General features: G+C 73.9%; 22 protein-coding genes. 9 read left to right on the top strand and 13 right to left on the bottom strand.

Annotation, left to right across the window (positions count from 1 at the left end; all coding sequences use genetic code 11):
* Positions 1–168 precede the first annotated feature (168 nt).
* Complete coding sequence (locus ACZ6KO_RS00280; protein ID WP_469298116.1) at positions 169–1,347, top strand: trypsin-like serine peptidase; 1,179 nt, start codon at positions 169–171, stop codon at positions 1,345–1,347.
* A 116-nt stretch (positions 1,348–1,463) separates the two neighbouring features.
* On the opposite strand, the gene hflX is transcribed toward ACZ6KO_RS00280, so the two are convergent.
* From hflX to miaA, 6 genes are all read right to left on the bottom strand, one after another.
* A complete protein-coding gene (gene hflX / locus ACZ6KO_RS00275) occupies positions 1,464–2,942 on the bottom strand; it encodes a GTPase HflX (protein ID WP_469298114.1) in 1,479 nt (492 codons plus the stop codon).
* Between the two features lie 164 nt (positions 2,943–3,106).
* Positions 3,107–4,588, bottom strand: coding sequence for a M1 family metallopeptidase (locus ACZ6KO_RS00270; protein ID WP_469298112.1), 1,482 nt, complete (start codon positions 4,586–4,588; stop codon positions 3,107–3,109).
* A gap of 111 nt (positions 4,589–4,699) precedes the next feature.
* Positions 4,700–6,841, bottom strand: a complete 2,142-nt coding sequence (locus tag ACZ6KO_RS00265; RefSeq protein WP_469298110.1) for a RelA/SpoT family protein — start codon at positions 6,839–6,841, stop codon at positions 4,700–4,702.
* Between the two features lie 140 nt (positions 6,842–6,981).
* On the bottom strand, positions 6,982–7,854 hold the full coding sequence (dapF, locus tag ACZ6KO_RS00260; protein ID WP_469298107.1) for a diaminopimelate epimerase: 873 nt from the start codon (positions 7,852–7,854) through the stop codon (positions 6,982–6,984).
* Positions 7,855–7,927: 73 nt separating this feature from the next.
* Positions 7,928–8,422 carry a hypothetical protein gene (locus ACZ6KO_RS00255; protein WP_469298105.1) on the bottom strand — a complete coding sequence of 165 codons (495 nt, stop codon included), beginning with the start codon at positions 8,420–8,422 and terminating at the stop codon, positions 7,928–7,930.
* Positions 8,423–8,554: 132 nt separating this feature from the next.
* Positions 8,555–9,493 (bottom strand): tRNA (adenosine(37)-N6)-dimethylallyltransferase MiaA, encoded by a 939-nt coding sequence (gene miaA / locus ACZ6KO_RS00250; protein ID WP_469298103.1) that lies wholly within the window; start codon positions 9,491–9,493, stop codon positions 8,555–8,557.
* A 175-nt stretch (positions 9,494–9,668) separates the two neighbouring features.
* Here miaA and ACZ6KO_RS00245 point away from each other — a divergent pair, with 175 nt between their 5' ends.
* Both ACZ6KO_RS00245 and ACZ6KO_RS00240 read left to right on the top strand, forming a co-directional pair.
* Positions 9,669–9,929 (top strand): hypothetical protein, encoded by a 261-nt coding sequence (locus tag ACZ6KO_RS00245; protein WP_469298101.1) that lies wholly within the window; start codon positions 9,669–9,671, stop codon positions 9,927–9,929.
* A 22-nt stretch (positions 9,930–9,951) separates the two neighbouring features.
* Positions 9,952–10,200 (top strand): antitoxin, encoded by a 249-nt coding sequence (locus ACZ6KO_RS00240; RefSeq protein WP_469298098.1) that lies wholly within the window; start codon positions 9,952–9,954, stop codon positions 10,198–10,200.
* A 154-nt stretch (positions 10,201–10,354) separates the two neighbouring features.
* Here the strand turns inward: ACZ6KO_RS00240 and ACZ6KO_RS00235 are convergent, their stop codons facing one another.
* The 3 genes from ACZ6KO_RS00235 to ACZ6KO_RS00225 form a co-directional block, all read right to left on the bottom strand.
* The gene (locus tag ACZ6KO_RS00235) at positions 10,355–11,062 is read right to left on the bottom strand and encodes a class III extradiol dioxygenase subunit B-like domain-containing protein (protein ID WP_469298096.1); all 708 of its coding nucleotides are present in this window, start codon (positions 11,060–11,062) and stop codon (positions 10,355–10,357) included.
* Between the two features lie 147 nt (positions 11,063–11,209).
* A complete protein-coding gene (miaB, locus tag ACZ6KO_RS00230; protein WP_469298094.1) occupies positions 11,210–12,730 on the bottom strand; it encodes a tRNA (N6-isopentenyl adenosine(37)-C2)-methylthiotransferase MiaB in 1,521 nt (506 codons plus the stop codon).
* Complete coding sequence (locus ACZ6KO_RS00225) at positions 12,727–13,377, bottom strand: maleylpyruvate isomerase family mycothiol-dependent enzyme (RefSeq protein WP_469298092.1); 651 nt, start codon at positions 13,375–13,377, stop codon at positions 12,727–12,729. Before ACZ6KO_RS00225 ends, miaB begins: the two co-directional genes overlap by 4 nt.
* 71 nt (positions 13,378–13,448) lie before the next feature.
* On the opposite strand from ACZ6KO_RS00225, the gene ACZ6KO_RS00220 reads away from it, so the two are divergent.
* On the top strand, positions 13,449–14,450 hold the full coding sequence (locus tag ACZ6KO_RS00220) for a LysR family transcriptional regulator (protein ID WP_469298090.1): 1,002 nt from the start codon (positions 13,449–13,451) through the stop codon (positions 14,448–14,450).
* A 32-nt stretch (positions 14,451–14,482) separates the two neighbouring features.
* Positions 14,483–15,481 (top strand): TAXI family TRAP transporter solute-binding subunit, encoded by a 999-nt coding sequence (locus tag ACZ6KO_RS00215; protein WP_469298087.1) that lies wholly within the window; start codon positions 14,483–14,485, stop codon positions 15,479–15,481.
* A gap of 543 nt (positions 15,482–16,024) precedes the next feature.
* On the opposite strand, the gene ACZ6KO_RS00210 is transcribed toward ACZ6KO_RS00215, so the two are convergent.
* Positions 16,025–16,972: an ROK family protein gene (locus ACZ6KO_RS00210; RefSeq protein ID WP_469301412.1), complete on the bottom strand. Its 948-nt coding sequence runs from the start codon at positions 16,970–16,972 to the stop codon at positions 16,025–16,027.
* Between the two features lie 108 nt (positions 16,973–17,080).
* A complete protein-coding gene (locus ACZ6KO_RS00205) occupies positions 17,081–18,112 on the bottom strand; it encodes a LacI family DNA-binding transcriptional regulator (protein WP_469298084.1) in 1,032 nt (343 codons plus the stop codon).
* Between the two features lie 369 nt (positions 18,113–18,481).
* Between ACZ6KO_RS00205 and ACZ6KO_RS00200 the strand changes: the two genes are divergently transcribed.
* The gene (locus tag ACZ6KO_RS00200; RefSeq protein ID WP_469298081.1) at positions 18,482–19,765 is read left to right on the top strand and encodes a glycoside hydrolase 5 family protein; all 1,284 of its coding nucleotides are present in this window, start codon (positions 18,482–18,484) and stop codon (positions 19,763–19,765) included.
* Between the two features lie 105 nt (positions 19,766–19,870).
* The gene (locus ACZ6KO_RS00195; protein ID WP_469298079.1) at positions 19,871–22,072 is read left to right on the top strand and encodes an endo-beta-N-acetylglucosaminidase; all 2,202 of its coding nucleotides are present in this window, start codon (positions 19,871–19,873) and stop codon (positions 22,070–22,072) included.
* A gap of 70 nt (positions 22,073–22,142) precedes the next feature.
* On the opposite strand, the gene ACZ6KO_RS00190 is transcribed toward ACZ6KO_RS00195, so the two are convergent.
* Positions 22,143–23,567, bottom strand: coding sequence for a sensor histidine kinase (locus ACZ6KO_RS00190; RefSeq protein ID WP_469298076.1), 1,425 nt, complete (start codon positions 23,565–23,567; stop codon positions 22,143–22,145).
* A gap of 9 nt (positions 23,568–23,576) precedes the next feature.
* Positions 23,577–24,302 carry a response regulator transcription factor gene (locus ACZ6KO_RS00185; protein ID WP_469298071.1) on the bottom strand — a complete coding sequence of 242 codons (726 nt, stop codon included), beginning with the start codon at positions 24,300–24,302 and terminating at the stop codon, positions 23,577–23,579.
* A 352-nt stretch (positions 24,303–24,654) separates the two neighbouring features.
* Here ACZ6KO_RS00185 and ACZ6KO_RS00180 point away from each other — a divergent pair, with 352 nt between their 5' ends.
* Together ACZ6KO_RS00180 and ACZ6KO_RS00175 are read left to right on the top strand one after the other, a co-directional pair.
* Positions 24,655–25,440: an amino acid ABC transporter ATP-binding protein gene (locus ACZ6KO_RS00180; RefSeq protein ID WP_469298069.1), complete on the top strand. Its 786-nt coding sequence runs from the start codon at positions 24,655–24,657 to the stop codon at positions 25,438–25,440.
* Between the two features lie 111 nt (positions 25,441–25,551).
* Positions 25,552–26,406: a glutamate ABC transporter substrate-binding protein gene (locus ACZ6KO_RS00175; RefSeq protein ID WP_469298066.1), complete on the top strand. Its 855-nt coding sequence runs from the start codon at positions 25,552–25,554 to the stop codon at positions 26,404–26,406.
* Positions 26,407–26,451: the final 45 nt, after the last annotated feature.

Raw genomic sequence — 26,451 nt, 5'->3', positions numbered from 1 at the left:
CGTACCAACGACGGTGACCGCGACCGATCACGGGCCGGTCGAAGATCCTTGCAACCGCGGCCCCGGGCTGTGGCGTCCTGGCCGTCAGCGGCATAGTGGGGTGCTGCGCTCCGGGTACCGCCCGGATGCCGCACTCCACGCTCGAACACCACATGGGGGATTCACGACATGCGACCGAACCGACCGGTCACCGCGGTCCTGTGCGCGGCCGCGCTCGCGCTGACCGCCGCGGCCTGTGGGCCCGGCGACGGTGAGGCCGGCGGCGACGCCAAGCCGACCGTGGCGGCGAGCAATCCGTCCGGGGCGGACGGGATCAAGATCCCGGACCACCTCAAGGACAAGCTCAAGGAACACGGCATCGACATGGACAAGTGGAAGGGGGGTGCGTGGAAGGACTGGAAGAAGGACGACTGGCTGCGCGAGGCCAACGACTTCATCAACCCGATCATCGAGGACCTGTGGGACCCGGACCGGATGCGTGACGCCCAGCGTCCCGACAAGCCGGTCACCGATCCGGACCTCGGCAAGGACCAGGGCGTCTCCGACCCCACTCCGGCGCCGGTGACCGCCAAGGCCGCGGCCGCCCCGTACCACCAGAACGTCCCGGAGGCCGGCAAGGTCTTCTTCGACGGCCCCGAGGGCTCGATGGTCTGCTCGGCCACCGTCGTCAAGGACCCGGCGCACCCCGGCAAGTCCAACATGGTGTGGACCGCCGGCCACTGCGTGCACGCGGGCAAGTCGGGCGGCTGGTACCGCAACATCGCCTTCGTGCCGTCGTACAACAACGCGGGCAAGTCGCAGGCGCAGCTCAAGGGTGCCAAGCGCGACGAGGTCGCGCCGTACGGCGTGTGGTGGAGCGACTGGGCGCAGACCTCGAACCAGTGGATCGCCCAGGGCGGTCCGACCGGTGGCCAGGGCGCCCCGTACGACTTCGCGGTGCTGCACGTGACCCCGGAGAAGGGCGGCGGCGGCAAGTCCCTGGAGGAGACCGTCGGTTCGGCGCTCCCGGTGGAGTTCAACGCCCCGGCCACGCCGAAGGTCGCGAGCATCACGGCGACCGGCTACCCGGCGGCCGCGCCCTTCGACGGCCAGCGCGCCTTCATGTGCACGGACAAGCCCGGCCGGCTGTCGCTGAACGCGACCGACCCGGCGATGTACCGCATCGGCTGCACGATGACCGGTGGTTCCTCGGGCGGCGGCTGGGTCGCGGCGGGCGCCGACGGCAAGCCGGCACTGGTGTCGAACACCTCGATCGGTCCCGCGAAGGCGGGCTGGCTGGCCGGCCCGCGCCTGGGTCCGGAGGCCAAGGGCGTCTTCGACGCCGTCAGCAAGAAGTTCGCCCGCTAGGGCAGCGTCGGGCGCACCACACGGCGCGCGGCGCGCGCCGCGATACGTGAAGGGCGGTGCCCCCAGCCTCATGGCTGCGGGCACCGCCCTTCTTCGTCCGGTCAGCCCCGGCGGGCTCAGCGCGTGGCGGGCACGTACGGAGCCAGGTCCGCGGCCAGTTCCTGGTGGACGCGTGCCTTGAGCAGGGTGCCCTCCGGAGTGTGCTCCTCGGAGAGGACCTCGCCCTCGGCATGCGCCCGGGCGATCAGCGAGCCCCGCGTGTACGGCACCAGTGCCTCGACCTCGACCTCGGGCCGCGGCAGCTCGGCGTCGATCAGCGCGAGCAGCTCGTCCATACCCATGCCCGTACGGGCCGAGACGGCGATGGAGTGCTTCTCGATGCGCAGCAGGCGCTGCAGGACGAGCGGGTCCGCCGCGTCCGCCTTGTTGATCACCACGATCTCGGGCACGTCGACCGCGCCGACCTCGCGGATGACCTCGCGTACGGCCGCCAGCTGCTCCTCCGGTGCCGGGTGCGCGCCGTCGACCACGTGCAGGATGAGGTCGGAGTCGCCGACCTCCTCCATCGTGGAGCGGAACGCCTCGACGAGGTGGTGGGGCAGGTGCCGGACGAAGCCGACGGTGTCGGCCAGGGTGTAGACCCGGCCGGTCGGCGTCTCGGCCCGGCGCACGGTCGGGTCGAGGGTGGCGAACAGCGCGTTCTCCACCAGCACGCCCGCGCCCGTGAGGCGGTTGAGCAGCGAGGACTTGCCGGCGTTGGTGTAGCCGGCGATGGCGACCGAGGGCACCTTGTTGCGGCGCCGTTCCTGCCGCTTGAGGTCGCGGCCGGTCTTCATCTCCGCGATCTCCCGGCGCATCTTCGCCATCTTCTCGCGGATCCGGCGCCGGTCCGTCTCGATCTTGGTCTCACCGGGGCCTCGGGTGGCCATGCCGCCACCGCCGCCGCCACCCATCTGCCGGGACAGCGACTGACCCCAGCCGCGCAGCCGCGGCAGCATGTACTGCATCTGCGCCAGGGCGACCTGCGCCTTGCCCTCGCGGGACTTGGCGTGCTGGGCGAAGATGTCGAGGATCAGTGCGGTCCGGTCGACCACCTTGACCTTGACGACGTCCTCCAGCGCGATCAGCTGGCCGGGGCTGAGCTCACCGTCGCAGACGACGGTGTCGGCGCCGCTCTCGACGACGATGTCACGCAGCTCGCGGGCCTTGCCGGAACCGATGAAGGTGGCCGGGTCCGGCTTGTCGCGGCGCTGCATCACACCGTCGAGGACGAGGGCGCCCGCCGTCTCGGCGAGGGCGGCGAGCTCCGCGAGGGAGTTCTCCGCGTCGGCGACGGTCCCCGAGGTCCAGACACCGACGAGCACCACGCGTTCCAGGCGCAGCTGCCGGTACTCGACCTCGGTGACGTCCTCGAGCTCGGTGGAGAGGCCCACGACGCGGCGCAGGGCGGCGCGGTCGGAGCGGTCGAACTGATCGCCGTCCCGGTTCCCGTCGATCTCGTGGCTCCAGGCGACGTCCTCTTCCATCAGGGCATCGGCCCGAAGGCTCTCGGTAAAGCTCTGTGCGTCCTGTGAAGGGGAAGAAGAGGAGGTCATTGGATCCTTACGTCGTTTCGGTCACGATGGGTGTGCGGTACGGCACCGCTGGTGGACAGCTGGTGATGCCGTACGGGTACAACGTGTCACACCGGTCCGGGATTCCCCCAGGGGGACCGCTCACCCGCGCACCTCTCGATGGTGACATGCCCCTTCTGCGGCCGTCATACCGTTTTCTCGGCGCCCGCTTCCTTGCCCGCGGCCCGCTGCCCGCTCCACTCCGGGTGCCCGGGCATCGGCGGGGTGGTCTTCCCGTACAGCCAGGGCTCCAGGAACGCGGTCAGGTCGGTGCCCGCCTCCTGCGAGGCCATGCGGACGAAGTCCGCCGTGTCCGCGACGGAATCGGCGTGCTCGGTGACCCAGCGCCGCTCCAGCCGTTCGAAGGCGGCCGTGCCGATCTGCTGCCGCAGGGCGTAGAGGACCAGGGCGGAGCCGTCGTAGACCACGGGCCGGAACAGGCCGATCTTCTCGCCGGGCGCGGCCGGCTTGGGCGCGGCCGGGGGTCCGCCGGCCGCCCGCCACTGGTCGGAGCGCTGGTAGGCCTCGCGCATGCGCCGTTCCAGGGAGTACTTCCCGAGGCCGTCGGCGTACAGGGCCTCGTACCAGGTGGCGTGGCCCTCGTTCAGCCACAGGTCGGACCAGGTGCGCGGGGTGACGCTGTCGCCGAACCACTGGTGGGCGAGCTCGTGCACCATGATCGATTCGACGTACCACTCGGGGTAGCCGTCCTGCGTGAAGATCCCGCGCTCGAAGAGGGAGAGCGTCTGGGTCTCCAGCTCGAAGCCGGTGGTGGCGCGGGCGATCAGCACGCCGTACGTCTCGAAGGGGTAGCGGCCGACGCGCTCCTCCAGCCACTCCAGCTGCGCCGGGGTCTTGCGCAGCCAGGGCTCGAGCCGGGTGCGGTCGGCGGCGGGGACGACGTCGCGGATCGGCAGCCCGTGCGGGCCGGTGCGGTGCACGACGGCGGAGTCGCCGATGGAGACCTGGGCCAGCTCGGTGGCCATGGGGTGGTGGGTGCGGTACGTCCAGGTGGTGGCCGCCGCGGCGGTGGCCGCCCGGTGGGCGGGCAGCGCGGGCAGCCCGTTGGCGACGACGGTCGTGCCCTCGGGGGCGGTGACCCGGAAGGTGAAGAGGGCCTTGTCGGCGGGGTGGTCGTTGCAGGGGAAGACCCGGTGGGCGGCGTCGGCCTGGTTGGCCATGGCCAGGCCGTCCTCGGTGGTCACCCAGCCGCCGTCGCCGCGCCCGCGCGGATCGCTGGTGTGCCGGACGGTGATGTGCAGGGGCACGCCCTGCGGGAGCGGGGTGCGGGGGGTGAGGACGAGGTCCTCGCCGACGCTCTCGAAGGCGGCGGGCTCGCCGTTGACCTCGGCGGAGGCGACCGTGCCGTGGGCGAAGTCGAGGTTGACCCGCTCCAGGGCGGTGAGGGTGCGGGCGCGGACGGCGGTGACGGCGTCGAGCGGGGTGGTGTTGTTCGTGTAGGTGAAGGACAGGTCGTAGGCGAGGACGTCGTAGCCGGGGTTCCCGAGGGCGGGGAACAGCCGGTCGCCGATGCCCAGTGCTTGCGGCGGCGGCAGCACGGCGGCGACGAGGGTGAGGGAGGCCGCGGCGAGCAGAGCGGCGCGCAGGCGGGCGGAGGTGAGGCGCATCCACCACCGCTTACCAGGGGGCCCGCCGCGCCCGGCCACGGCGCGCGGCGGAACCACCCGTACGGGGGTCTGCGGGCGCCGCGGGCCCGGCCCGCCCGCAGCGGTCGCCCCTTACGCGCGGCTCACGTCGTACACGCCGGGGACGTCCCGCATGGCGCGCATCAGGGCGGGCAGGGTGGTGGCGTCGCGCAGGTGGAGGGTGTACGTGTGCCGGACGCGGCCCTCGACCGGCGGGTCCACGGTGGCGGAGATGACTTCAACGCGCATCCGGGCGATGGCTTCGGTCAGATCGGCCAGCAGGTGGGGGCGGCCGAACGATTCAGCGGTCAGGGTCACCCGGCAGTCGGCGGTGGCCCGCCAGTGCACGGCGACCGGGGTCCGGCCCAGGGCCCGCATCTGCGCGACGGCCGGGCACTGCTCGCGGTGCACGGTCACCGCGCCGCCGCGTACGACGAATCCGGCGACGGCGTCCGGCGGTACCGGGGTGCAGCAGCCCGCGAGCCGGACGTGCGCGTCGGGGAGGTCGGCGACGGCGTTTCCGCCGCCGGGCCGCAGGTTGACGACGGTCAGCGGGGCCCGGGGGGCCGCGTCGGCGGGTTGCGCACCGCCGGGATGGGTCTGGAGCCAGCCGCTGATGGCGATCCGGGCGGCGGGGGTACGGGCGTGCTCCAGCCAGTCGGCAGCGGGGCCGGCGGCGGGGTCGCTGCCGAGCAGCAGCTGCACGGTGTCCCCGTCGGCCAGCACGCTGGCCAGGGAGACCAGGCGCCCGTTGACACGGGCGCCGATACAGCCGTGGGCGGCCTCGCCGTGCTGGGCGTAGGCCGCGTCGATACAGGTGGCGCCGGCGGGCAGGCCCAGCGTGCCGCCGTCGGCGCGGAAGACGGTGATCTCGCGGTCCTGGGCGAGCTCGGCGCGCAGCGAGCGCCAGAAGGTGTCGGGGTCGATCGCGGACTGCTGCCAGTCCAGCAGCCGGGACAGCCAGCCGGGGCGGGTGGGGTCGGCCCGTTCCTCATCGGGGTCGCCGAGGGAGCCGGAGCCGGCGGTGGAGGTGGTGGCGGGGGCGGTCGCGGCCGGCGTGCCGGGCGTGCCGGGTGTGCCGGGTGTGCCGGTCGTGATCGCGTACGGGTTGCCGAGCGCGACCACGCCGGCCTCGGCGACCCGGTGCATCTGCCGGGTGCGGACGATGACCTCGGCGATGTCCCCGTCCGGGGTGGCGACGGCGGTGTGCAGGGACTGGTAGAGGTTGAACTTGGGTACGGCGATGAAGTCCTTGAACTCCGAGACGATCGGGGTGAAGCAGGTGTGCAGCTCGCCCAGGACTCCGTAGCAGTCGGCGTTCTCGCCGACCAGGACGAGCAACCGGCCGAAGTCGGAGCCGCGCAGCTCGCCGCGCTTGAGGGTGATGCGGTGGATGGAGACGAAGTGCCGGGGCCGGACGAGGACTTCGGCCTGGATGCCCGCGTCGCGCAGTACCGTCCGTACGGAGTCGGCGATGACGGGCAGCGGGTCGTTCTCGCCGGCGTGCGCGGCGATGAGGGCCCGCGTGCGCTCGTACTCCTCGGGGTGCAGGATCGCGAAGACGAGGTCTTCGAGCTCGGTCTTGAGGGCCTGGACGCCGAGGCGTTCGGCGAGCGGGATGAGGACGTCGCGGGTGACCTTGGCGATGCGCTCCTGTTTCTCCGGGCGCATCACGCCCAGGGTGCGCATGTTGTGCAGCCGGTCCGCGAGCTTGATGGACATGACCCGGACGTCGTTGCCGGTGGCCACGAGCATCTTGCGGAAGGTCTCGGGCTCGGCGGCGGCGCCGTAGTCGATCTTCTCGACCTTGGTGACGCCGTCGACGATGAAGCAGACCTCGTCGCCGAACTCGGCGCGGACCTGATCGAGGGTCACCTCGGTGTCCTCGACGGTGTCGTGGAGGAGCGAGGCGGTCAAGGTGGTGGTCTCGGCGCCGAGTTCGGCGAGGATCAGGGTCACGGCGAGCGGGTGGGTGATGTACGGCTCGCCGCTCTTGCGCGTCTGGCCGCGGTGCGAGGTCTCCGCGAGCATGTACGCCCGGCGCAGTACGGAGAGGTCCGCGTCCGGGTGGTGGGCGCGGTGGGCCTCGGCGACGTGGCTGATGGCGTCCGGGAGACGGTCCCGGGCGGTGGGACCGAGCAGCGCCGCGCGGCCTAGCCTGCGCAGATCCAGGCGGGCCCGGCCGCGTCTGCGGAGCTCGGGGCGTGCGTCGGGGTTCGTGGCCTCTGCACTCATGGGCACCTCCGGCGGCTTCGACCGGCGGTGGTGGGCATGGGGTGAGCCCTCAGGGCCGGTGCCTGATGTTACCGACCCCACCACGTGGCGCAGTCCGGCTCTCGCTGAGCGTGAAACGGATCACCCATGAGAGGGAATCTTCAGCCGAAAGCCGTTTCGGTGAGCCAGGCCGGGTCGAACTCTCCGGCGGCCACGATGACGGCCGGTCCGGTCATGTCGATCGCGCCGTCGGGGTGCTCGGTGATGACGAGGGTGCCGCCGGGCAGGTCGACGGTGTACCGGGCGCTCTCGCCGGTGACGGCCGGGTCGGCGCCGTCGCGGCGGATGGCGGCGACGGCGACGGCGCAGGCGCCGGTCCCGCAGGAGCGGGTCTCGCCGGAGCCGCGCTCGTGGACCCGCATGGCGACGTGGCGGGGGCCGCGGTCGACGACGAACTCGACGTTGACGCCGTCGGGGTAGGCCTCGGCGGGGCTGAACGGCGGGGGCGCGAGCAGGTCGCCGGCCTGGTCGAGGCTGTCGACGAAGGCGACGGCGTGCGGGTTGCCCATGTTGACGTTGCGGGCAGGCCAGTTGTGGTCCCCGACGGCGACGGTGACCTCGCCCTCGGGGAAGACGGCGCGGCCCATGGAGACGGTGACGTCGCCGGCCTTGTCGAGGTGGACCCGCTTGACGCCGCCGCGGGTGGCGACGGCGAGGTCCCCGGGCTCCACGTGGCCGGCGTATTCGAGGTAGCGGGCGAAGACGCGTACGCCGTTGCCGCACATCTCGGCGACGGAGCCGTCGCTGTTGCGGTAGTCCATGAACCACTCGGCCTCGTCGGCCAGGTGCGCGGCCTCGGGGTGGGCGGCGGACCGTACGACGTGCAGCACGCCGTCCGCACCGATGCCGGCGCGGCGGTCGCACAGCCGTGCGACGGCGGCGGCGGGCAGGTCGACGGCGTTGTCCGGGTCCGGAACGATCACGAAGTCGTTCTCGGTCCCGTGGCCCTTGAGGAAGGAGAGGCTGCTGGTCACGGGCCCATGGTAACGGGGCCGTCACCGCGGGCGGGCGGGCGTCCGCGGGCGGGCGTCCGCCGCCGCGCGGAGCTCAGCGCAGGCGGGCCACCCGGAGCACCGCCAGGGCCGCCACCGTCAGCGCGACCAGGGCGTAGAGCGCGGCGATCCGCCAGTCCGGCAGCCGGCCGGAGCCGCGCGGGGGCAGGCCGGGCCAGGTGTAGCCGACGCGGCGGGCGGCCATCATGCCCCAGCCGCCCGCGCAGCAGCTGATCAGCAGCCCCAGCATGGCCACGACGGCGCCGCCGTCGCCGAACTCGAAGGCGAGGGGGAAGGCGAACATCAGCGAGCCGGCGGCCGCCAGCATCACGATCGGGGCGATCTGCCAGATCCGCAGCTTGCGCTGCGGGCGCAGCTCGACCTCGAACTCGGGCCCGGAGATGTCCTGCGGGCCGCCGTCGGCGAGGGCGTCGGGGCCGTCCGGGGACAGCCGTGCCGGTTCTGCGGGCAGGCCGAGCTCGCCTTGAAGCATCGGGTCCGCTTCCCGTCGGGAGTCGTCCCGCCCAGTGTCGCGAGGGCCGGCCTCCATCGCCACGCGCCCTCCCCACTCGGACTTCGTACGCCGCCGTTCACCACCGGTGACGACACCGGTGGAAGTTTGATGATGGCACGGCCCCGGGCCCCGAACTGCCGCTCGGAGCGTCCCGATGCCATCACGTGATCAGGCTGTGACCGCTCGTTCGACCAACGACTGCGCGAGCCCGGGGAGTTCCCCCCGGTCGGCGGCCGCTCCGCTGAGCCAGTGCACCCGGGGGTCGCGGCGGAACCAGGAGTCCTGGCGGCGGGCGAACCGCTTGGTGGCGCGGACCGTCTCGGCACGGGCCTCCTCCTCGGTGCACTCCCCCGCGAGCGCGGCGAGCACCTGCTGGTAGCCCAGGGCGCGGGAGGCCGTGACGCCGTCGCGCAGCCCGGCGGCCTCCAGGGTGCGGACCTCCTCGACGAGGCCGTCCTCCCACATCCGGTCCACGCGCAGCGTGATCCGCTCGTCCAGCTCGGGGCGGCCGACGTCGACACCGATCTGGACGGTGTCGTAGACGGACTCGTGACCGGGCAGGTTGGCGGTGAACGGCTTGCCGGTGATCTCGATGACCTCCAGGGCCCGCACGATCCGGCGCGCGTTGGAGGGCAGGATCGCCTGCGCCGCGGCCGGGTCGAGGGCCGCGAGGCGGGCGTGCAGGGCGCCGGGGCCGCGCAGGGCCGCCTCCTCCTCCAGGCGGGCCCGGACGGCGGGGTCGGTGCCGGGGAACTCCATGGCGTCCAGGGCACCGCGCACGTACAGCCCGGAGCCGCCGACGAGGACGGGCGTACGGCCGGCGGCGAGCAGCTTGTCGATCTCGGCGCGGGCGAGGCGCTGGTACTCGGCGACGCTGGCGGTCTCGGTGACGTCCCAGATGTCCAGGAGGTGGTGGGGGACGCCGCCGCGCTCCTCGGTCGTCAGCTTGGCGGTGCCGATGTCCATCCCCCGGTAGAGCTGCATGGAGTCGGCGTTGACGACCTCGCCGTCGAAATGGCGGGCCAGGGCGACGCCCAGATCGGACTTTCCGGCCGCGGTGGGACCGACGACGGCGATGACCCGCGGTGCGGGGGCTGCACTTCTCACCGACCCAGTCTCGCAAACACGCGGGCATGTACCCGATCGAGTGAGGTGACGGGGTAGTGGCGGGGTCGTTGCCCTGGCGAGGTTCCGGCCGGTGGTGCGCGGGGTGCGCGCCCGGCGCGAGCCGGTTCGACCGGGGCGGAACTTCACTCGCACGAGTACCGTTAAGGGAGTAGACATGGGCGTTTTCAGCCGGTTCCGCCGCCGTAAGTCCGAGGCGTCGACCGAGGAGGCCGCGGCGGCGACGCCGTCGGCCGAGTCGGTGGACGTGGTCGACGGCACGGACGGGGCGGAGGAGACGAAGGCCGAGGAGCCCGTGGCCGGGACCGCGACGGAGGCAGCCGCGGGGAGCACCGCGCCGGAGGGCGTGGAGATCCCCAAGCAGCAGTCGGCGGACAAGGCCGCGGACAACGAGGCCGGCGAGGGCGCCCGTAAGTAGCTACGCCACGGGAAGGTGACCCATGAGCCTGCTGGACAATCTGAGGGCCAAGCTCGCGCCGGCCAAGGACAAGGTCGGCGACCTCGCACAGAAGAACGAGGGCCGGATCGGTGAGGGGCTCGACAAGGTCGCGAAGGCCGTGGATTCCAGGACCAAGGGCAAGTACAGCGACAAGATAGCGAGCGGTACGGGCAAGGCGAAGGACACCCTCGGCAAGATCGCGCACAAGGACCGTCCGGGCGGGTCGACCCCGCCGCCGGCGGCGTCGTGACGTGATCGCGGAAGGGGCGGGGAGCCGGGTCGGCCCACCGCCCCTTCGTCACGGGCAGGCGGCGTGCGGGGCGTAGGGGGACGTCGTACGTGCGGACGGCGTACGGGGTGTCGCCGGGCCCCGTCGGGCCCGGCCGGGTCTCGCCAGGTGGCCCTCAGGCCCAGGTGGCGACGAAGTAGCCGACGCCGTACGGGGCGTCCTCGTAGAGCAGTCGGCCCTCCAGGGCCGCGGATTCGGCGGCGCCGGCGAGCACCTGCCAGGGGGCCCGGCCGGCGGCCTTGAGTTCGTGAGCGAGTTCGGCGTCCAGGGCGGCGAGCGCGGTGATGTCGGCCGCGGCCAGGGCACGGCCGACCTCGGCGTCGAAGCCCTCGGCCCGCTCGTCGAGGTAGCCGGGGGCCTTCAGCGTCCGGCAGGCGCTGCCGTCCCCCATGACCAGCAGGGCGACGCGCCGGTCGGTGGCCGCGATCTCCCGGCCGGCCGCCAGGCACCGCTCGGGCGCCAGGGTTTCGCCGACGCCGAGCCCTTCGAGGGGCGCGCCGCTCCAGCCGACCCGCTGGAGCAGCCAGGCGCCGACGGCGAGCGAGGTGGGCAGTTCGCGCCGGGCCCCGGGGCCGTCGCCGAGCGTCACGTCGACATCGACGCCGAAGCCGCGGAAGGTGCCGCGCGCGCCCTGCGGATGCGGTCCGAGTCCTTCCTCGTCGGCGGGTCCTACGACGACCAGCCGGTCGGGGCGGGCGGCGGCGAGCACCGCGAGCGCGTCGGAGCAGGCGGTGCGGGCATCGGCGAGCTCCCCGGCCGCCCCGGCCGCGACCTGCGGCACGAGCAGCGGGGGCGAGGGGCAGACGGCGGCGGCTACGAGCATGATCCGCAGCGTAGCCGCCCGGCGGCCGGAGGCGCGCCAAGGCCCGGGGGCGGCCGCGCCCCGGGACCTTGACCCCCCGGAGCCAGCACCACCCGGCGTTGGACGTACGCGCGGCCAGGAGTTGGCGACGTCAGGAGCCGGCCGGTGTCAGGAGCCGATGGAGCAGCCGCCGGTCGCGGCCGGCAGCGGCGCCGGGACGCCCAGCGTCGGGATGCCGAGCATGACCCCCGCCAGCTGGGCGGGCGCGGCGTTGCGCTTCTCCCAGGCGTCGCCCGCCCGGGTCCGGCGCACCGAGGTCGTCGGGCCCTCGGCGAGCAGGTGGTGCGGGGCGGCGTAGGTGATCTCGACCGTCACGACGTCGCCCGGACGGACCTCGGCCTCCGGCTTGGTGAAGTGGACGAGGCGGTTGTCGGGGGCGCGGCCCGACAGGCGGTGGGTGGCGCCGTCCTTGCGGCCCTCGCCCTCGGCGACCATGACCTCCAGGGTCCGGCCGACCTGCTTCTTGTTCTCCTCCCAGGAGATCTCCTCCTGGAGGGCGACCAGACGCATGTAGCGCTCCTGGACGACCTCCTTGGGGATCTGCCCCTCCATGTCGGCGGCCGGGGTGCCGGGGCGCTTGGAGTACTGGAAGGTGAAGGCGTTCGCGAAGCGGGCCTCGCGGACCGTGTGCATCGTCTGCTCGAAGTCCTCCTCGGTCTCGCCGGGGAAGCCCACGATGATGTCGGTGGAGATGGCGGCGTGCGGGATCGCGGCGCGCACCTTCTCGATGATCCCGAGGAACCGCTCCTGCCGGTACGAGCGGCGCATCGCCCGCAGGACGGTGTCGGAGCCGGACTGCAGCGGCATGTGCAGCTGCGGCATGACGTTCGGCGTCTCGGCCATCGCGGCGATCACGTCGTCGGTGAAGTCGCGCGGGTGCGGGGAGGTGAAGCGGACCCGCTCCAGGCCCTCGATCTCGCCGCAGGCACGCAGCAGCTTGCTGAACGCCTCGCGGTCGCCGAGGTCGGAGCCGTAGGCGTTGACGTTCTGGCCGAGCAGGGTGATCTCCGAGACGCCCTCGGCGACGAGCGCCTCGATCTCGGCGAGGATGTCGCCGGGGCGGCGGTCCTCCTCCTTGCCGCGCAGCGCCGGGACGATGCAGAAGGTGCAGGTGTTGTTGCAGCCGACCGAGATGGAGACCCAGGCGGCGTAGGCGGACTCGCGACGGGTCGGCAGCGTGGAGGGGAAGGCCTCCAGCGACTCGGCGATCTCGACCTGCGCCTCCTCCTGGACACGGGCGCGCTCCAGCAGCACCGGCAGCTTGCCGATGTTGTGCGTGCCGAAGACCACGTCGACCCAGGGGGCCTTCTTGACGATGGTCTCGCGGTCCTTCTGGGCCAGGCAGCCGCCGACGGCGATCTGCATGCCGGGGCGCCGGGTCTTCATGGGGGCGAGCCGGCCGAGGTTGCCGTACAGCTTGTTGTCGGCGTTCTCGCGCACCGCGCAGGTGTTGAAGACGACGACGTCGGCCTCGCCCTCGCCGGCCCCCTCGGGCGCGCGGACGTAGCCCGCCTCCTCCAGCAGACCGGAGAGCCGCTCGGAGTCGTGCACGTTCATCTGACACCCGTAGGTGCGGATCTCATAGCTCTTGTTCACGCCCACTGCCTGGCTCCGGTCGCTGCTGGTCATGCAACAAGGGTAGGCGGTACCCGGGAGCCCTCCGGTCCCCCGTGCAGACGGCCCGCGGGCAGCCGCCGGCCGTACAGGACGAGCAGCAGGTCCTGGGCGGTGCCGTAGACCGGGGTTCCGGTTCCGAAGGACCAGTCCAGGTCGTCGGCGTGCAGCTGTACGCCGGCCAGGTCGGCGCCGAAGAAGCGCGCCGTGCGCGGGGTGACGGCGGCCAGCAGGGGGAGCAGGCGCTCCGGTGGAACCCTCCGGTCCAGGCCGAGGGCGACCGTGATGTCCAGGCCGTGGAGAACGTCGTGACCCAGGCCCGAGGCGGGGCCGCCGACGGGCGGCTTCCACGGATGCCCGGCGTTCTCGCGCAGCAGCGCGGCCAGCTCGGCCGGGCTGAAGGCGGCGGCGTCGCGGCGGGCGCAGCGGTCGGTCATCCGGTGCAGGCTGCCGCCGGAGCGCAGCACCTCGACGGCGAAGCCGGGCAGGGAGGTGCGGAAGCCCAGCGACATGTGGGCGGCGGTCTCCCGGACGCGCCAGCCGGCGCAGAGGCTGGGGGCGTCCCACTGGTCGGGGCGGAGCGAGTCGAGTACGTCGGCCAGCTCGCGGCGCTCGGCGGCGGTCATGGCGCGCAGGTCCCTGCGGGTGGCGGGTTCGGTCATGCGTCCAGCCTGGGCGGTCCGGCGGGCATAAGTCCAAGAGCTGGTCTTTCTCCTTCCTAGAATCCTTCGTTATGGAACTGGCTCAGCTGCGCTATTTCGTCGCCGTCGTCGAGGAAGGGAGCTTCACCCGGGCCGCGGAGCGGTTGCACGTCTCCCAGCCGGGGGTGAGTGCTCAGGTCAAGCGGCTGGAGCGGGAGCTGGGACAGCGGCTGCTGGACCGGTCCGGGGGTGCGGCCGGGGCCCGGCGCGGGGTGACGCCGACGGAGGCGGGGGCGGCGGTGCTGACGTACGCGCGGGCCGCGCTCGCGGCGGTCGAGGGGATCCGGCGGACGGCGGACGAGTTCAGGGGGCTGCTGCGCGGGCGCGTGGCGATCGGCCTGCTGCCGGGGGCGGCCGGCACGGCCGTGGCCGGGTTCGACGTGGTGGCGCTGCTGGGCGACTTCCACGACGCGCATCCGCGGGTGGAGATGGCGCTGACGGAGGACACCTCGGAGCGGATGCTGGCCGCGCTGCGGCGCGGGGAACTGGACGTCGCGCTGATCGGGCTCACCGGCGCGGAGCCCGAGGGGGTCACCGTGCAGGTGGTGCTCGACGAGCCGCTGGTGGCGGTGGTCCGCGCGGACGATCCGCTGGTGACGTCGGCGACGGAGACGGCGGGCACGGTCGGGCTGGCGGGCCTGCGCGGGCGACCGGTGATCTGCCTGCCCCGGGGCACGGGGGTGCGCGCGGTACTGGAGCGGGCGTGCGCGGCGGAGGGCTTCACGCCCCGGGTGGACTTCGAGGCGGCCGCGCCGGCGGTGCTGGTGCGGCTGGCGGAGCGGGGGCTGGGCGTCGCGGTGGTGCCGGCGGGGGCGGGTGGGAAACCGGGGGCCGGTGGGGAGCTGGGGGCCGGTGGGGGCGTACGGGAGTTGCGGATCACCGGCCCGGGACTGAGCGGCCGGGTCGCGCTGGCCTGGCGTACCGACGGCCCGTCGGGGCCGGCGGCACGCGCGCTGCTGGCGGCACTGCGGGCCGGTCTGCCGGCGGTGGCGGGGGCGCGGGCGGGGGCCGCCGGGGCACCCGGCCGGCCGTGACAGGACGGCGAGCGGGTGGCAGGATCGCGCGCATGCCCCTCGTACTCCCCCCGCTGACCAGGCGCCGCGCGCTGCGGAGCCTGCTCGCCGCGCTGGCGGTGCTCGGGGTGCTGGCGTGGTGGCTGTGGCCGTTCGGCGAGTCGCAGCCGCGCGGTGAGCTGACGTTCAGTACGGGCGTACGGGCCGGCGTCTACCAGCGCTACGGCGAGCTGCTGAAGCAGGAGCTGGCCCGGGACATGCCGGAGGTGAACGTACGCCTGGAGACGAGCGAGGGCTCGCAGCAGAACCTGGAGCGGGTGGCCACGGGGCGGGCGGACGTGACGATCGCGACGGCCGACGCGGTCGCGAAGTACCGGCTCGACGGCAAACCGGGCGCGGAGCACCTGCGCGGGGTCGCGCGACTGTACGACGACTACGTGCAGCTGGTCGTCCCGGCGGGCTCGTCGGTCCACTCCACGGCGGACCTGCGGGGCAAGCGGGTCGCTGTGGGGCAGCCGGGGTCCGGGGTGCGGCTGATCTCGGAGCGGCTGCTGAGGGCGGCGAAGCTGGACCCGGCGACGGACGTGACGGCGGTGCCGATAGGGATCGACACGATGCCGGCGGAGCTGCAGGCCGGGCGGATCGACGCGTTCTTCTGGTCCGGGGGCCTGCCGACGACGGCGGTGCGCGAGCTGTCGGAACGGTTCGACATCCGGCTGGTGCAGCTGGGCGACCTGGTGGAGGCGCTCCAGGGCGGTGGCGGCAGCCCGGCGCACTACTACCGGGCGGCGGTGATGCCGCAGGACGCGTACGCGCTGGCGCGGAACACGTCGGCGGTGTCGACGCTGGCGGTGCCGAACCTGCTGGTGACGACGGACCGTACGGAGACGGAGCTGGCGGAACGGTTCACCCGGACGGTGATCCAGAGCCGGGACGGCATCGGCCACGAGGTGCACGCGGCGCAGCTGGTGGATCTACGGACGGCGATCTACACGGATCCGCTGGAGCTGCACCAGGGGGCCCGGACGTACTACCGTTCGGTGAAGCCCTGACCACGGGTACGCCGCGCCCGGACCGGCGGCCGTCCGGCTCCACGCCGCAACCCGGGCACGCCACCCCGCCCAACCCTCGGCACCCCCACTGACCTCCGGGCCCGGGGCACGCCGTACGCCCGCCCCTCGGCGGTACGCGGGCCGCCGTATCCGCCGGGTGGCGCGGGACGCGCCGCCGCGGTCGGCGCGGGGATCTCCGTCCGCCAGCCCCTGACGCGGGAACGCCCGCCGAACGCACCCGCGCCGCCGGCGGCCGCGACACCGTGTCGGGCCGGGTCGGGCCACGCCCGGCACCGTCCTTCGGGCCGACGGCCGTCCCCGGACCGCCGTACCGGTGGCGGCAACGCCCATGAGGGCTTCGGCGGACCCTCAGGCCGGCGGAGGAGCTGCGGCGGACCACCGCTCGGTGCAGCGGTGAACACCGCGTGCGCGGGCCCGCACCCAGGGGGTGCCGGCCACCCGGGGTGGGTGGTTCCCGGGCGCGCGGCCTGGACCCCGTCCCGACGGGTGCGCGGACGGGGACGGGCGTGCCGGGCGTGCGGGTCAGGGGGCGGGGTTCGTCAGGAGGGTTGTCGCTGCTGCCGCCGCGCCGATCAGGCCCGCGTCCGTGCCCAGGGCCGCCGGGACGACCGTCAGGTCGCGGACGAACGAGAGCGTGGCGTACGACGCCAGGTGGGTGCGGACCGGGGTGAAGAGGATGTTGCCCGCGGCCGCGACGCCGCCGCCGATGACGGCGATGTCGGTCTCCACCAGGGTCGCGGTGGCCGCGATCGCCGCCGCCAGGGCGCGGCCCGCGCGGTCGAAGGCGGCCAGGGCCACCGGGTCGCCGGCGCGGGCGGCGGCCGCGACGCCGGCCGCCGTCGGGTCCGGTCCCGTCCAGCCCTGCGCCGCGGCCCGGCGGGCGATCGCCGTGCCGGAGGCCAGGGCCTCGACGCAGCCGCGGCCCCCGCACACGCACGGCTCGCCCTCGAAGTCCACGCTGATGTGGCCGATGTGGCCGGCGTTGCCGGTGGGGCCCGGCTGGAGCCGGTTGTCGAGAACCAGCCCGCCCCCGACCCCGGTGGAGACCACCATGCACAGGGCGTTGGCGTGGCCGCGCGCCGCGCCCAGCCAGTGCTCCGCCGCCGTCATCGCGACCCCGTCGCCCACCAGCACCGTGGGCACGTCCGCGCCGCGCGAGGCCAGCTCCGCCGCGACCCGGGCCTGGACGGGGAAGTCCCGCCAGGCTCCGATGTTCACCGGGCTCACCGTGCCGCGCGAGGCGTCCACCGGCCCCGCGCTCCCGATCCCGCACCGGACCGCCTCGGCCCACAGCGGGGAGGCGGCCAGGTCGGCGATCACGGCGACGACCGCCGCCAGCACCCCCTCCGCCGGCGCGTCCTTCGGCGTCGGCCGCCGCGCCGTCACGGGCATCGTGCCGTCCGGCCGCACCAGCGCCCCGGCGATCTTCGTACCGCCGATGTCGATGGCCACCGTCAGGCCCGCGGACACCGCGGACACCGCGGCGGCCTCGGCGGGCGCGGGGAGCGCGCCGGCGCGCGGTACGGGGACGGCGGAGGTGGGAGTGGTCACGGTGGCGCTCCTGCGAAGGGGTCGGTTTCAGTATGCGGGCGGCGGCGGAGCAGTGCTCTCGCGGGGTTCCAGGCGCGGCTGCTCGCCCTCCCGGGCCCGCGGCGGACCCCCCGCCAGCACGTCGAGGAGTTCCTGCGCGGCGAGCCGCCCGAACCCCGCCGTGTCCCGCACCAGCGCGGTCAGCCGGGGGTGCGTGACCCGGCACAGCGGCGAGTCGTCCCAGGCCACCACCGACACCCGGGCCGGTACGGCGAGGCCCAGTTCGGCGGCGACCCCGGTGCCCGCGACCGCCATCACGTCGTTGTCGTAGATCAGCGCCGTCGGTGGCGCGGGCCCCCGCAGCACCCGCCGGGTCGCCTCCGCGCCCTCCGCGTCCGAGTAGTCGGTCGGCACCGAGCGGACCTCCGCCTCCGTCAGCCCGCGCCGGGCGGCCTGCGTACGCAGCGAGTCGATCCGGCGCACGGTGTGGGCGAGGTCCGGCATGCCGGCGATGTGCGCGATCCGCCGGTGGCCCAGCCCGTACAGGTGGTCCAGCACGTCGGCCATCGCCCGCGCGTCGTCCGCCCACACCGAGGACAGCGCGGACGACGGCCTCGGCTCACCGACGGCGACGGCGGGCAGGCCCAGCCCCACGAGGAGCTCCGGGCGCGGGTCGTCGGTGCGCGGGTCGACGACCAGGACGCCGTCCACGCGCCGTTCCGCCCACCAGCGCCGGTACACCGCGCATTCGGCGTCGATGTCCTCGACGACCTGGAAGAGCAGGGCGGTGCGGGCCGCCGAGAGCACCTCCTGGACGCCGGAGACGAGCTGGAGGAAGAACGACTCCACGCCGAGGGTGCGGGCGGGCCGGGCCAGCACCAGCCCGACCGCACCGGCGCGTTCGCCCGACAGCGCCCGCGCCGCGCTGTTGGGCTGCCAGCCCAGTTCCTCGGCGACCCGGCGGATCCTGGCGCGGGTCTCCCGGGACACCCCCGGCCGCCCGTTGAGCGCGAAGGAGACGGCGCTCTGGGACACCCCGGCCCGGCGGGCGATGTCCTTGATCGTGGGTCTGCGCGCCATGACCTGCCTCATCCCCCTCCGGCTGCGTGCGTGGACGGCACTGGCCGGACCGTACGCGATCCGGCCCCCGCAGACCGCCGGGATGACCGTCTTGGTCCCGTCCCCGCTGCCCGCGCCCCGGCCGCCGGGACCGGCACGCCGCCGCCGTCATTCCCTCCCGCGCCTCCTTTCCGAGGCGGATTCCATCGACCGGCTAAACCGCATTAGTGCGGTGGGCAGCGCATACGCCGCACCCCGCCGAGGAAGGGATCGAAGGCCCTGTTGACTTTCTCCGGGGCGGGGCGGCACGTTGTGGGGGCGCCGGCGAATTCCCCGTGTTCCCTTTCAGGCCCTCGACCCCGTTCCAGGCCCTCGACCCCGGGACTCCGCATGCACGAGAACGACGTCGCCCACCCGCCGCCCCGAATCCGGCCACTGCGATTCGGCGTCAATTACACGCCGACGCGGGGCTGGTTCCACCACTGGCTCGATTTCGATCCGGGAGAGGTGGAGGCCGATCTCGATTCGCTCGCCGCGCTCGGGCTGGACCACGTACGGGTGTTCCCGCTGTGGCCGCTCTTCCAGCCCAACCGGACCCTGATCCGGCCGCGCGCCGTCGAGCAGCTGGTGGCGGTGGCGGACGCGGCCTCCGCACGCGGGCTGGACGTCTGCGTGGACGGGCTGCAGGGCCACCTGTCGAGCTTCGACTTTCTGCCCGCGTGGACGCGCACCTGGCACCGGCGCCACCTTTTCCGCGACCCGGAGCTGGTGGCCGGGCAGGAGGAGTACCTGCGCACGCTGGCGGCGGCGCTGGCGGACCGGCCCAACTTCCTGGGGATGACCGTGGGCAACGAGATCAACCAGTTCGCGGACGATCCGCACCCGGAGCCGGACCGGATCACGCGGCCCGAGGCGGAGGCCTGGCTGGCGCGGATGCTGGCGGCGTGCGAGAAGGGGGCACCGGGCCGCTTGCACGTGCACGCGGCGTACGACGCGGCCTGGTACCGCGACGGCCACCCCTTCACGGTGGCGCAGGCGGCCCGCCTGGGCGCGGCGACGGCCGTCCACTCGTGGGTGTTCAACGGCACGGCGCAGCGGCACGGGTGGGCGGGGACGGCGACCGAGCAGCATGCGGCGTACATGATCGAGCTCTCCAAGGCGTACGCGCACGATCCCGCCCGCCCGGTGTGGCTCCAGGAGGTGGGCGCCCCGGCGCCGCTGATCCCCGCCGAGCACGCGGCGGCGTTCACCGAGGCGACGGTCACGAACGCGCTGGACTGCACGGACGTGTGGGGTGTGACGTGGTGGTGCTCGCACGACGTGGCGCGGGAGCTGGCGGACTTCCCGGAGCTGGAGTACGGGCTCGGCCTGCTGACCAACGACCGGCGGGTGAAGCCGGCGGGGCGGGCGGTGGCGCGTCTCGCGCGGGCCCTGGCCGGGCGTCCGGGGCGGGCGCGGGTGCGGTCGACGGCGCTGGTGGCCGACGTCGGGGGCACGGAGGCGGCCCCCCGCCGCTCGGTGTGCGCGCCGGGCCGCCCCGTCTTCGAGGCCTGGGCCCGCCTGGCCGCGGAGGGCGTCCGCCCGGCGGTGGTCCTGGCGGACCGCACGGCCGACGTCCGGCACCTGGCGGCCCGGGGCATCACGGAACTGGTCCGCGTGGACGAGGTCCTCTGACCCTCCCGGGCCCCGGCCGGCCGGCCCCCTGCCCGAGGCTCGCGATCCATGTCCCGAGCCACCCCCACCCGTACGGCCGTTGGACGACCATCCGAAGGAGACGTCATGTCCCAGAGCGAACCGGGTCCGCACGCCGACGCCCCGCCCCACCCGCACGCCCACCCCGGCTCCGTCCCCCGCCCCGGTCCCCCGGTCCGTCCCACCCGGCGCCGCCTGCTGCTGGGCACCGGAGCCGCGGTGGCCGGCGCCGTGTGGGGCAACGGCACCGCGCGGGCGGCCGACGGCACCGGCACCGCAACCGCACACGCGACCGGGGCCGGGAACAGCACCGGGGCCGTGCCCGCGGCCCCGACCGGGATCGGGGCGTACGCGTCGTACTGGTTCCCCGACAGCCTGCCGGCCGGCACCCCCGGCCCCGGCATCGTCTGGCGTTCGCTCAAGGACTGGAGCCCCGCGGCCGATCCGGATCTCGCCCACAACACCGCCACCGTGCCCCTCGCCCCGCGCTTCACGCCGGTGCCCGCCAACACCACGGCCCGCGCCGGGCAGGCCCGGATCGCCGCGCTCGTCTCCTTCGGGGGCACCTCCGGGCATCCCGCCCAGGGCTCCCCCACCGCCGACACCTACGCCCTCAGCCACTGGGCCTACATCGACGAGCTCGTCTTCTGGGGCGGTTCCGCGGGCGAGGGCATCGTGCTCGCCCCCACCGCGCCCGTCACCGACGCCGCCCACCGCAACGGCGTCCGCGTGCTCGGCAACGTCTTCCTGCCACCGGTCGTCTACGGCGGCGACCTCCGCTGGACCCGCGACCTGGTCCAGCGGGACGCCACCGGCCGGTTCCCGCTCGCCGAGCAGCTGGTCCGCGTGGCCACCGCGTACGGCTTCGACGGCTGGTTCGTCAACGCCGAGACCGACGGCGGCGACAGCGAACTCGCCGCCACGATGCGGGCCTTCCTCAAGGCCCTGCGCGCCGCCGGCCGGGCCGGCGGGCTCCGGATCACCTGGTACGACGCCATGGACACCACCGGCCGGGTCCGCTGGCAGGGCGCGCTCAACCACCTCAACCAGGAGTTCTACGAGGACCGCGACGGACCCGTGGCCGACGGCTTCTTCGTCGACTTCCGCTGGACCCCCGACACGCTGCGCGGCTCCGGGCTGCTCGCCGACCGGCTCGGGCGCAGCCGGTACGAGCTGTGGGCGGGCGTGGACGTCGAGTCCCGGGGCTGGGACACCGACGCCCGTTGGGACGCCATCGTGCCGCCCGGCCGCGACCACGTGGTCAGCTACGCCTTCTACCGGCCCGAGTGGACCCGCAACCACCTGGCCGACCGCTCCCCCGGAGCCTTCCACGCCGCCGACGACCGCTTCTGGACCGGCGACTCCCTCGGCCCCGCGAGCCGCGCCGACACCGCGTGGCGGCCCCCGGCCGCCGTCGTCGCCGACCGTTCCACCGTCGCCGCCCTGCCCTTCGGCTGCGCCTTCACCACCGGCCACGGGCTGCGGTGGTACGAGCACGGCCGCGTCACCTCCGCCGCTCCCTGGAGTCACCTGGGCCTCCAGGACCTGCTCCCCGGCCGCCGCTGGGCCCTCACCACCAGCGGCGCCCGCCCCGCCGTCACCCTCGATTTCGCCGACGCCTGGCGCGGCGGCTCCAGCCTGCTGGTCCAGGGGGCCCTGACCGCGCCCGTCACGGTCGGGCTGCACGCGACCCGGCTGCCCCTGTCCGCGGCCACCGTGCTCGAACTGGTCCACCGCACCGGCTCCGGACCCGTCCGCGTCGAGGCCGGGATCGCCACCCGGGAGCCGGCCGCCCCGGGTGCGCCCGTCCCGTACACCTGGCTGCCCGCCGGAACCGCCGGACGGGCCTCCGCCCCCGGCTGGCAGGTCTCCCGGGTCCCGCTCGCCCCGCTGGCCGGCCGCACCGCGTACGCGCTGGCGGTCCGGCTCACCGCCCGCGACCGCGGGCCCGTGCTCTGGCGGCTGGGCGCCCTGACCGTCCACGACCGCGACGGCCGCGGCCGCCCCCGGCCGCCCGCCGCGCCGACCGTCGACGCCGCCGAGCGCGACGGCGCCGCGCTCGCCCTGCGGCTGTCCTGGCGTCGCGCCGACGGCCCGGTACGCCACTACGAGCTGCACCATGCCCTGCCCGACGGCAGCCGCCGCTTCCTCGGCGGCACCTGCGGCACGGCCCTGCACGTGCCCCGGATCGAGCGCGCGGGCCGGGAGCGGACGGCCGTCGTCGAGGTGCGCGCGGTGGGCGAGCTGTACGACGTGTCCGCGCCGGCCCGTATCACCCACCCCTGGTAAGCCGGACCGGGACCAAACCAGGAGACCAGGACCGACACCAGGAGACCAGGACCGGGCCCCGGCCCCGTCCTCAGCCCGCCCCGCCGCGGTCGTGCGGTGCGGTGCGCGGCACCGACACCGTCACGCGCAGCCCGTGCGGCGGGTTCGTCTCGTACGCGAGGGACCCGCCGCCCGCGGCGAGCAGCGCCCGGGAGATGGACAGCCCCAGCCCCGAACCCTTGACGTTCTGGTGCCGTCCGCTGCGCCAGAACCGGTCGCCGATGCGGGCGAGCTCCTCCTCGCTGAGCCCCGGCCCCCGGTCGGCGACGACGACCAGCGCCGAGCGGCCCTCGGCGGACACCGCGACCTCGACCTCCTCCCCGGCCGGCGTGAACTTCAGGGCGTTGTCGATCACCGCGTCCAGGGCGCTGGACAGCGCGATGGGGTCGGCCCAGCCGGTGACGGCGGACCGGCCGCTCTCCACCAGCCGGACGCCCTTCTCCTGCGCGAGCGGGCGCCAGGCGGCGACCCGCTCGGCGGCCAGCGCCGCGATGTCGGTGACGCTGAGCTCGGCGGAGGCGTGCTCGGCCAGCGCCAGGTCCAGCAGGTCGTCCAGGACCTGGGCCAGGCGCTTGCCCTCGGTGCGCACCGAGGCGATCTCCTCGTTCCCCTCGGGCAGCTCCAGGGCCAGCAGTTCGATGCGCAGGAGCAGCGCGGCGAGCGGGTTGCGCAGCTGGTGGGAGGCGTCCGCGACGAACGCCCGCTGCTGCTCCAGTACCTCTTCGACGTTGTCGGCCATCTCGTTGAACGAGCGGGCCAGCCGTCTCAGTTCCGGCGGACCGCCCGCGGTCGCGACCCGGGAGTTCATCCGCCCGGTGGCGATGCCGTGCGCGGCCGCGTCCAGCGTCCGTACGGGCTTGAGCACCCAGCTGGTCAGCCGCAGGGCGGCGCCGAAGGCCACCAGCATGGCGGCGGCCAGCCCGGCGGCGATCAGCAGCCAGCCGCGCAGCGTGCGGGCGCGCATCTGGTCGGTGGGGGACTCGGTGACGACGACCGCGACGACGTCCCCGTCGAGGACGACCGGGGAGGCCACCAGCAGCTTGCCGTGCGTCTGCCAGGGCCACACCTGGGCGGGGTCATGGCTGCGCCGCCCGGCCAGCGCCTCCTCGAAGGCGCGCCGGCCCTCGCCCTCGCCGGGCAGCCGCCACCAGCCGGGGGCGCGCGCCATGGCGTTGTCGTCGCGGTAGAAGATGCCGGCCCGGATGCCGTACAGCTCCTGGTAGCGGGCGAGTTCCAGCTGGAGGGTCTCGCGGCGCTCGTCGGCTCCCGAGGCCCCGGCGCCCTCGGCGTCGATGACGAACTGCGCCAGGGCCGCGAACCGCGCGCTGTCGTCGATGCGGTCGACGACCACCCGCTGCTGCTGCCCGGCGGCCAGGCTCACGGCGAGCGGGAAGCCGAGCGCGAGCAGGGTGCCCGCCATGAGGACGACGAGCAGCGGGAGCAGCCGGGCGCGCAACCGCGCCGCCTACGGGGCGGGCGGGGTGACGAGCCGGTAGCCCACCCCGCGGACGGTCTCGATCAGCGCGGGCATGCGCAGCTTGGAGCGCAGGCTGGCGACGTGCACCTCCAGGGTGCGGCCGGTGCCCTCCCAGCTGGTGCGCCAGACCTCGCTGATGATCTGCTCGCGCCGGAAGACGACGCCGGGGCGCTGCGCGAGGAGCGCGAGCAGGTCGAACTCCTTGCGGGTGAGCGGTACGTCGGCGCCTCCGACGCTGACGCGCCGGGTGGACAGCTCGATGCTGACGGGGCCCAGCCGGACCACGGCCGGCGACCCGCCGTTGCCGGGCGCGGCCGCGGAGGCCTCGTCGGGGGCTCCGGTGCGGCGGGCGACGGCGTGGATCCGGGCGAGCAGTTCGCCGGTGTCGTACGGCTTGACCACGTAGTCGTCGGCACCGAGGTTGAGGCCGTGGATCCGCGAGCGTACGTCGGCCCGCGCGGTGACCATGATGACCGGCGTCGAGGTGCGCTTGCGGATCTTGCCGCAGACCTCGTAGCCGTCCTGGTCGGGCAGGCCGAGGTCGAGCAGGATCACGCCGAAGGGGGCGACGGCGGCCTGGGCGCCGGCCGGCAGCAGCGCCTGCAGGGCCTCCTCGCCGTTGCGGGCGTGGGTGACCTGGAAGCCGTGGCGGGCCAGGATCGCGGACAGGGCCGCGGCGACGTGGTCGTCGTCCTCGACGAGCAGCAGTCTCATACGTCCCCCTTCCGGACCGGTGTGCCGCGCGGTGGGCCGCGCCGTCGGTATGGCGGCTGGTCGCGCCGCCGGCCGCGCGGAGTACCGCGCGGTCGATGTGTCGTGCATATGTCTCGCATGCGTCACGTTCGTGGCCACCATGCATCCACGCCGATGAAGAGTCCCACGTCAAGGGGGTTCCGGTCAGGCGCGTCTTCCGTTATCCACCCGGTACGCGTACACCCGCGCGCGCGTACGGAGCGTGTCCGGGCGAGGCCGGATCGTTATCCTCAATTCTCGCTCAGATGTGATGACGGTGTGCGCGGGCTCTCACTACTGTCCTCCCAACCGAGGAGGACGGAGCAAGAAGCCGATGAGCGGAGTATCAGTGACCAAGGGTGGACAGGACGCGGCCGTGGCCGCGGACGGCCTGGTCGTACTGAGCAACGTCAACAAGCACTTCGGCGCGCTGCACGTGCTTCAGGACATCGATCTGAGCATTGCCCGCGGTGAGGTCGTCGTGGTGATCGGTCCTTCGGGATCGGGCAAGTCGACGCTGTGCCGGACGATCAACCGGCTGGAGACGATCGATTCGGGGACCATCACCCTCGACGGCAGGAAGCTGCCGTCGGAGGGCAAGGAGCTGGCGAAGCTCCGCGCCGACGTCGGCATGGTCTTCCAGTCGTTCAACCTCTTCGCGCACAAGACGGTGCTGGAGAACGTGGTGCTGGGCCAGGTCAAGGTCCGCAAGACCGACAAGGCGGCGGCCGAGACCAAGGCGCGCGCCCTGCTGGACCGGGTGGGCGTCGGCACCCAGGCCGACAAGTACCCGGCGCAGCTCTCCGGCGGCCAGCAGCAGCGTGTGGCGATCGCCCGCGCGCTGGCCATGGAGCCGAAGGTGATGCTGTTCGACGAGCCGACCTCGGCTCTCGACCCGGAGATGATCAACGAGGTGCTGGAGGTCATGCAGCAGCTCGCCGGGGAGGGCATGACGATGGTCGTCGTCACGCACGAGATGGGCTTCGCCCGGTCCGCGGCCAACCGGGTCGTGTTCATGGCGGACGGCCGGATCGTCGAAGAGGCCACGCCCGAACAGTTCTTCAGCAACCCGCGCAGTGACCGCGCCAAGGACTTCCTTTCGAAGATCCTGCACCACTGACGTTTCCCGTCTGGTAGTGATCCGCTCGACGGAGCAATCGGGGGACGCCCTTGCGGCCCGCCGCGCTCGTCGCTCGTCGTACAACAACGTCTCATCCGAGGGAAGTTCACCATGAAGCTCTTCAAGGCCGGTGCGGCCGCGGCCGCGGCCGTCACCCTGGCGCTGACCGCGACCGCGTGCGCGGGCGGCAGCGGCAAGACCAGCGACAGCGGCAACGGTGGCGGTGACGCCAAGAAGGACAAGATCGTCGTCGGCATCAAGTTCGACCAGCCGGGACTGGGCCTGAAGACCCCGGACGGCAAGTTCACCGGGTTCGACGTGGACGTGGCGACGTACGTGGCCAAGGAGCTCGGCTACGGCGCCGACCAGATCGAGTTCAAGCAGGCCGTCAGCGCCGAGCGCGAGAACCTGATCTCCAACGGTGACGTCAAGTTCGTGGTCGCCAGCTACTCGATCAACGACAAGCGCAAGGAGAAGGTCGACTTCGCCGGCCCGTACTTCCTCGCGCACCAGGACCTGCTGGTCCGCGCCGACGAGACCTCGATCACCAAGGCCGAGGACCTCAACAAGAAGAAGCTCTGCTCGGTCACCGGCTCCACCTCCGCGCAGAACGTCAAGACCAAGCTGGCCCCCGAGGCGGACCTGCTGGAGCAGGGCGGCTACTCCGAGTGCCTGACCGGCCTGGAGAGCAAGTCCGTCGACGCCCTGACCACGGACAACTCGATCCTCGCCGGCTACGCCGCGCAGGAGAAGAACGTCGGCAAGTTCAAGCTGGTCGGCCTGAGCCTGAGCAACGAGAACTACGGCATCGGTCTGAAGAAGGGTGACAAGGACCTTCAGACCAAGATCAACACCGCGCTCAGGAAGATGGTCTCGGACGGCTCCTGGGAGCAGTTCGTGAAGAAGAACTTCGGCCCGGCCAACTACAAGAACGAGCCTGCCCCGCAGATCACCGAAGGCAGCTGAGTCCACGGTGGTGCGCGTCGCCGCCCGCCTGCCACGGGCGGCGGC

This window comes from Streptomyces sp. NPDC042102, assembly GCF_055582305.1.
Note: the sequence above shows the minus strand (reverse complement) of the source record. Positions and strands in the feature narration are given on the sequence as shown.

Excerpts from the sequence above, each read along its gene's own strand:
- ACZ6KO_RS00280 (WP_469298116.1), top strand. The coding sequence starts at position 169 with ATGCGACCGAACCGACCGGTCACCGCGGTCCTGTGCGCGGCCGCGCTC.
- hflX (WP_469298114.1), bottom strand. The coding sequence starts at position 2,942 with ATGACCTCCTCTTCTTCCCCTTCACAGGACGCACAGAGCTTTACCGAG.
- ACZ6KO_RS00270 (WP_469298112.1), bottom strand. The coding sequence starts at position 4,588 with ATGCGCCTCACCTCCGCCCGCCTGCGCGCCGCTCTGCTCGCCGCGGCC.
- ACZ6KO_RS00265 (WP_469298110.1), bottom strand. The coding sequence starts at position 6,841 with ATGAGTGCAGAGGCCACGAACCCCGACGCACGCCCCGAGCTCCGCAGA.
- ACZ6KO_RS00255 (WP_469298105.1), bottom strand. The coding sequence starts at position 8,422 with ATGGAGGCCGGCCCTCGCGACACTGGGCGGGACGACTCCCGACGGGAA.
- ACZ6KO_RS00245 (WP_469298101.1), top strand. The coding sequence starts at position 9,669 with ATGGGCGTTTTCAGCCGGTTCCGCCGCCGTAAGTCCGAGGCGTCGACC.
- ACZ6KO_RS00240 (WP_469298098.1), top strand. The coding sequence starts at position 9,952 with ATGAGCCTGCTGGACAATCTGAGGGCCAAGCTCGCGCCGGCCAAGGAC.
- ACZ6KO_RS00235 (WP_469298096.1), bottom strand. The coding sequence starts at position 11,062 with ATGCTCGTAGCCGCCGCCGTCTGCCCCTCGCCCCCGCTGCTCGTGCCG.
- miaB (WP_469298094.1), bottom strand. The coding sequence starts at position 12,730 with ATGACCAGCAGCGACCGGAGCCAGGCAGTGGGCGTGAACAAGAGCTAT.
- ACZ6KO_RS00225 (WP_469298092.1), bottom strand. The coding sequence starts at position 13,377 with ATGACCGAACCCGCCACCCGCAGGGACCTGCGCGCCATGACCGCCGCC.
- ACZ6KO_RS00220 (WP_469298090.1), top strand. The coding sequence starts at position 13,449 with ATGGAACTGGCTCAGCTGCGCTATTTCGTCGCCGTCGTCGAGGAAGGG.
- ACZ6KO_RS00215 (WP_469298087.1), top strand. The coding sequence starts at position 14,483 with ATGCCCCTCGTACTCCCCCCGCTGACCAGGCGCCGCGCGCTGCGGAGC.
- ACZ6KO_RS00205 (WP_469298084.1), bottom strand. The coding sequence starts at position 18,112 with ATGGCGCGCAGACCCACGATCAAGGACATCGCCCGCCGGGCCGGGGTG.
- ACZ6KO_RS00200 (WP_469298081.1), top strand. The coding sequence starts at position 18,482 with ATGCACGAGAACGACGTCGCCCACCCGCCGCCCCGAATCCGGCCACTG.
- ACZ6KO_RS00195 (WP_469298079.1), top strand. The coding sequence starts at position 19,871 with ATGTCCCAGAGCGAACCGGGTCCGCACGCCGACGCCCCGCCCCACCCG.
- ACZ6KO_RS00185 (WP_469298071.1), bottom strand. The coding sequence starts at position 24,302 with ATGAGACTGCTGCTCGTCGAGGACGACGACCACGTCGCCGCGGCCCTG.
- ACZ6KO_RS00180 (WP_469298069.1), top strand. The coding sequence starts at position 24,655 with ATGAGCGGAGTATCAGTGACCAAGGGTGGACAGGACGCGGCCGTGGCC.
- ACZ6KO_RS00175 (WP_469298066.1), top strand. The coding sequence starts at position 25,552 with ATGAAGCTCTTCAAGGCCGGTGCGGCCGCGGCCGCGGCCGTCACCCTG.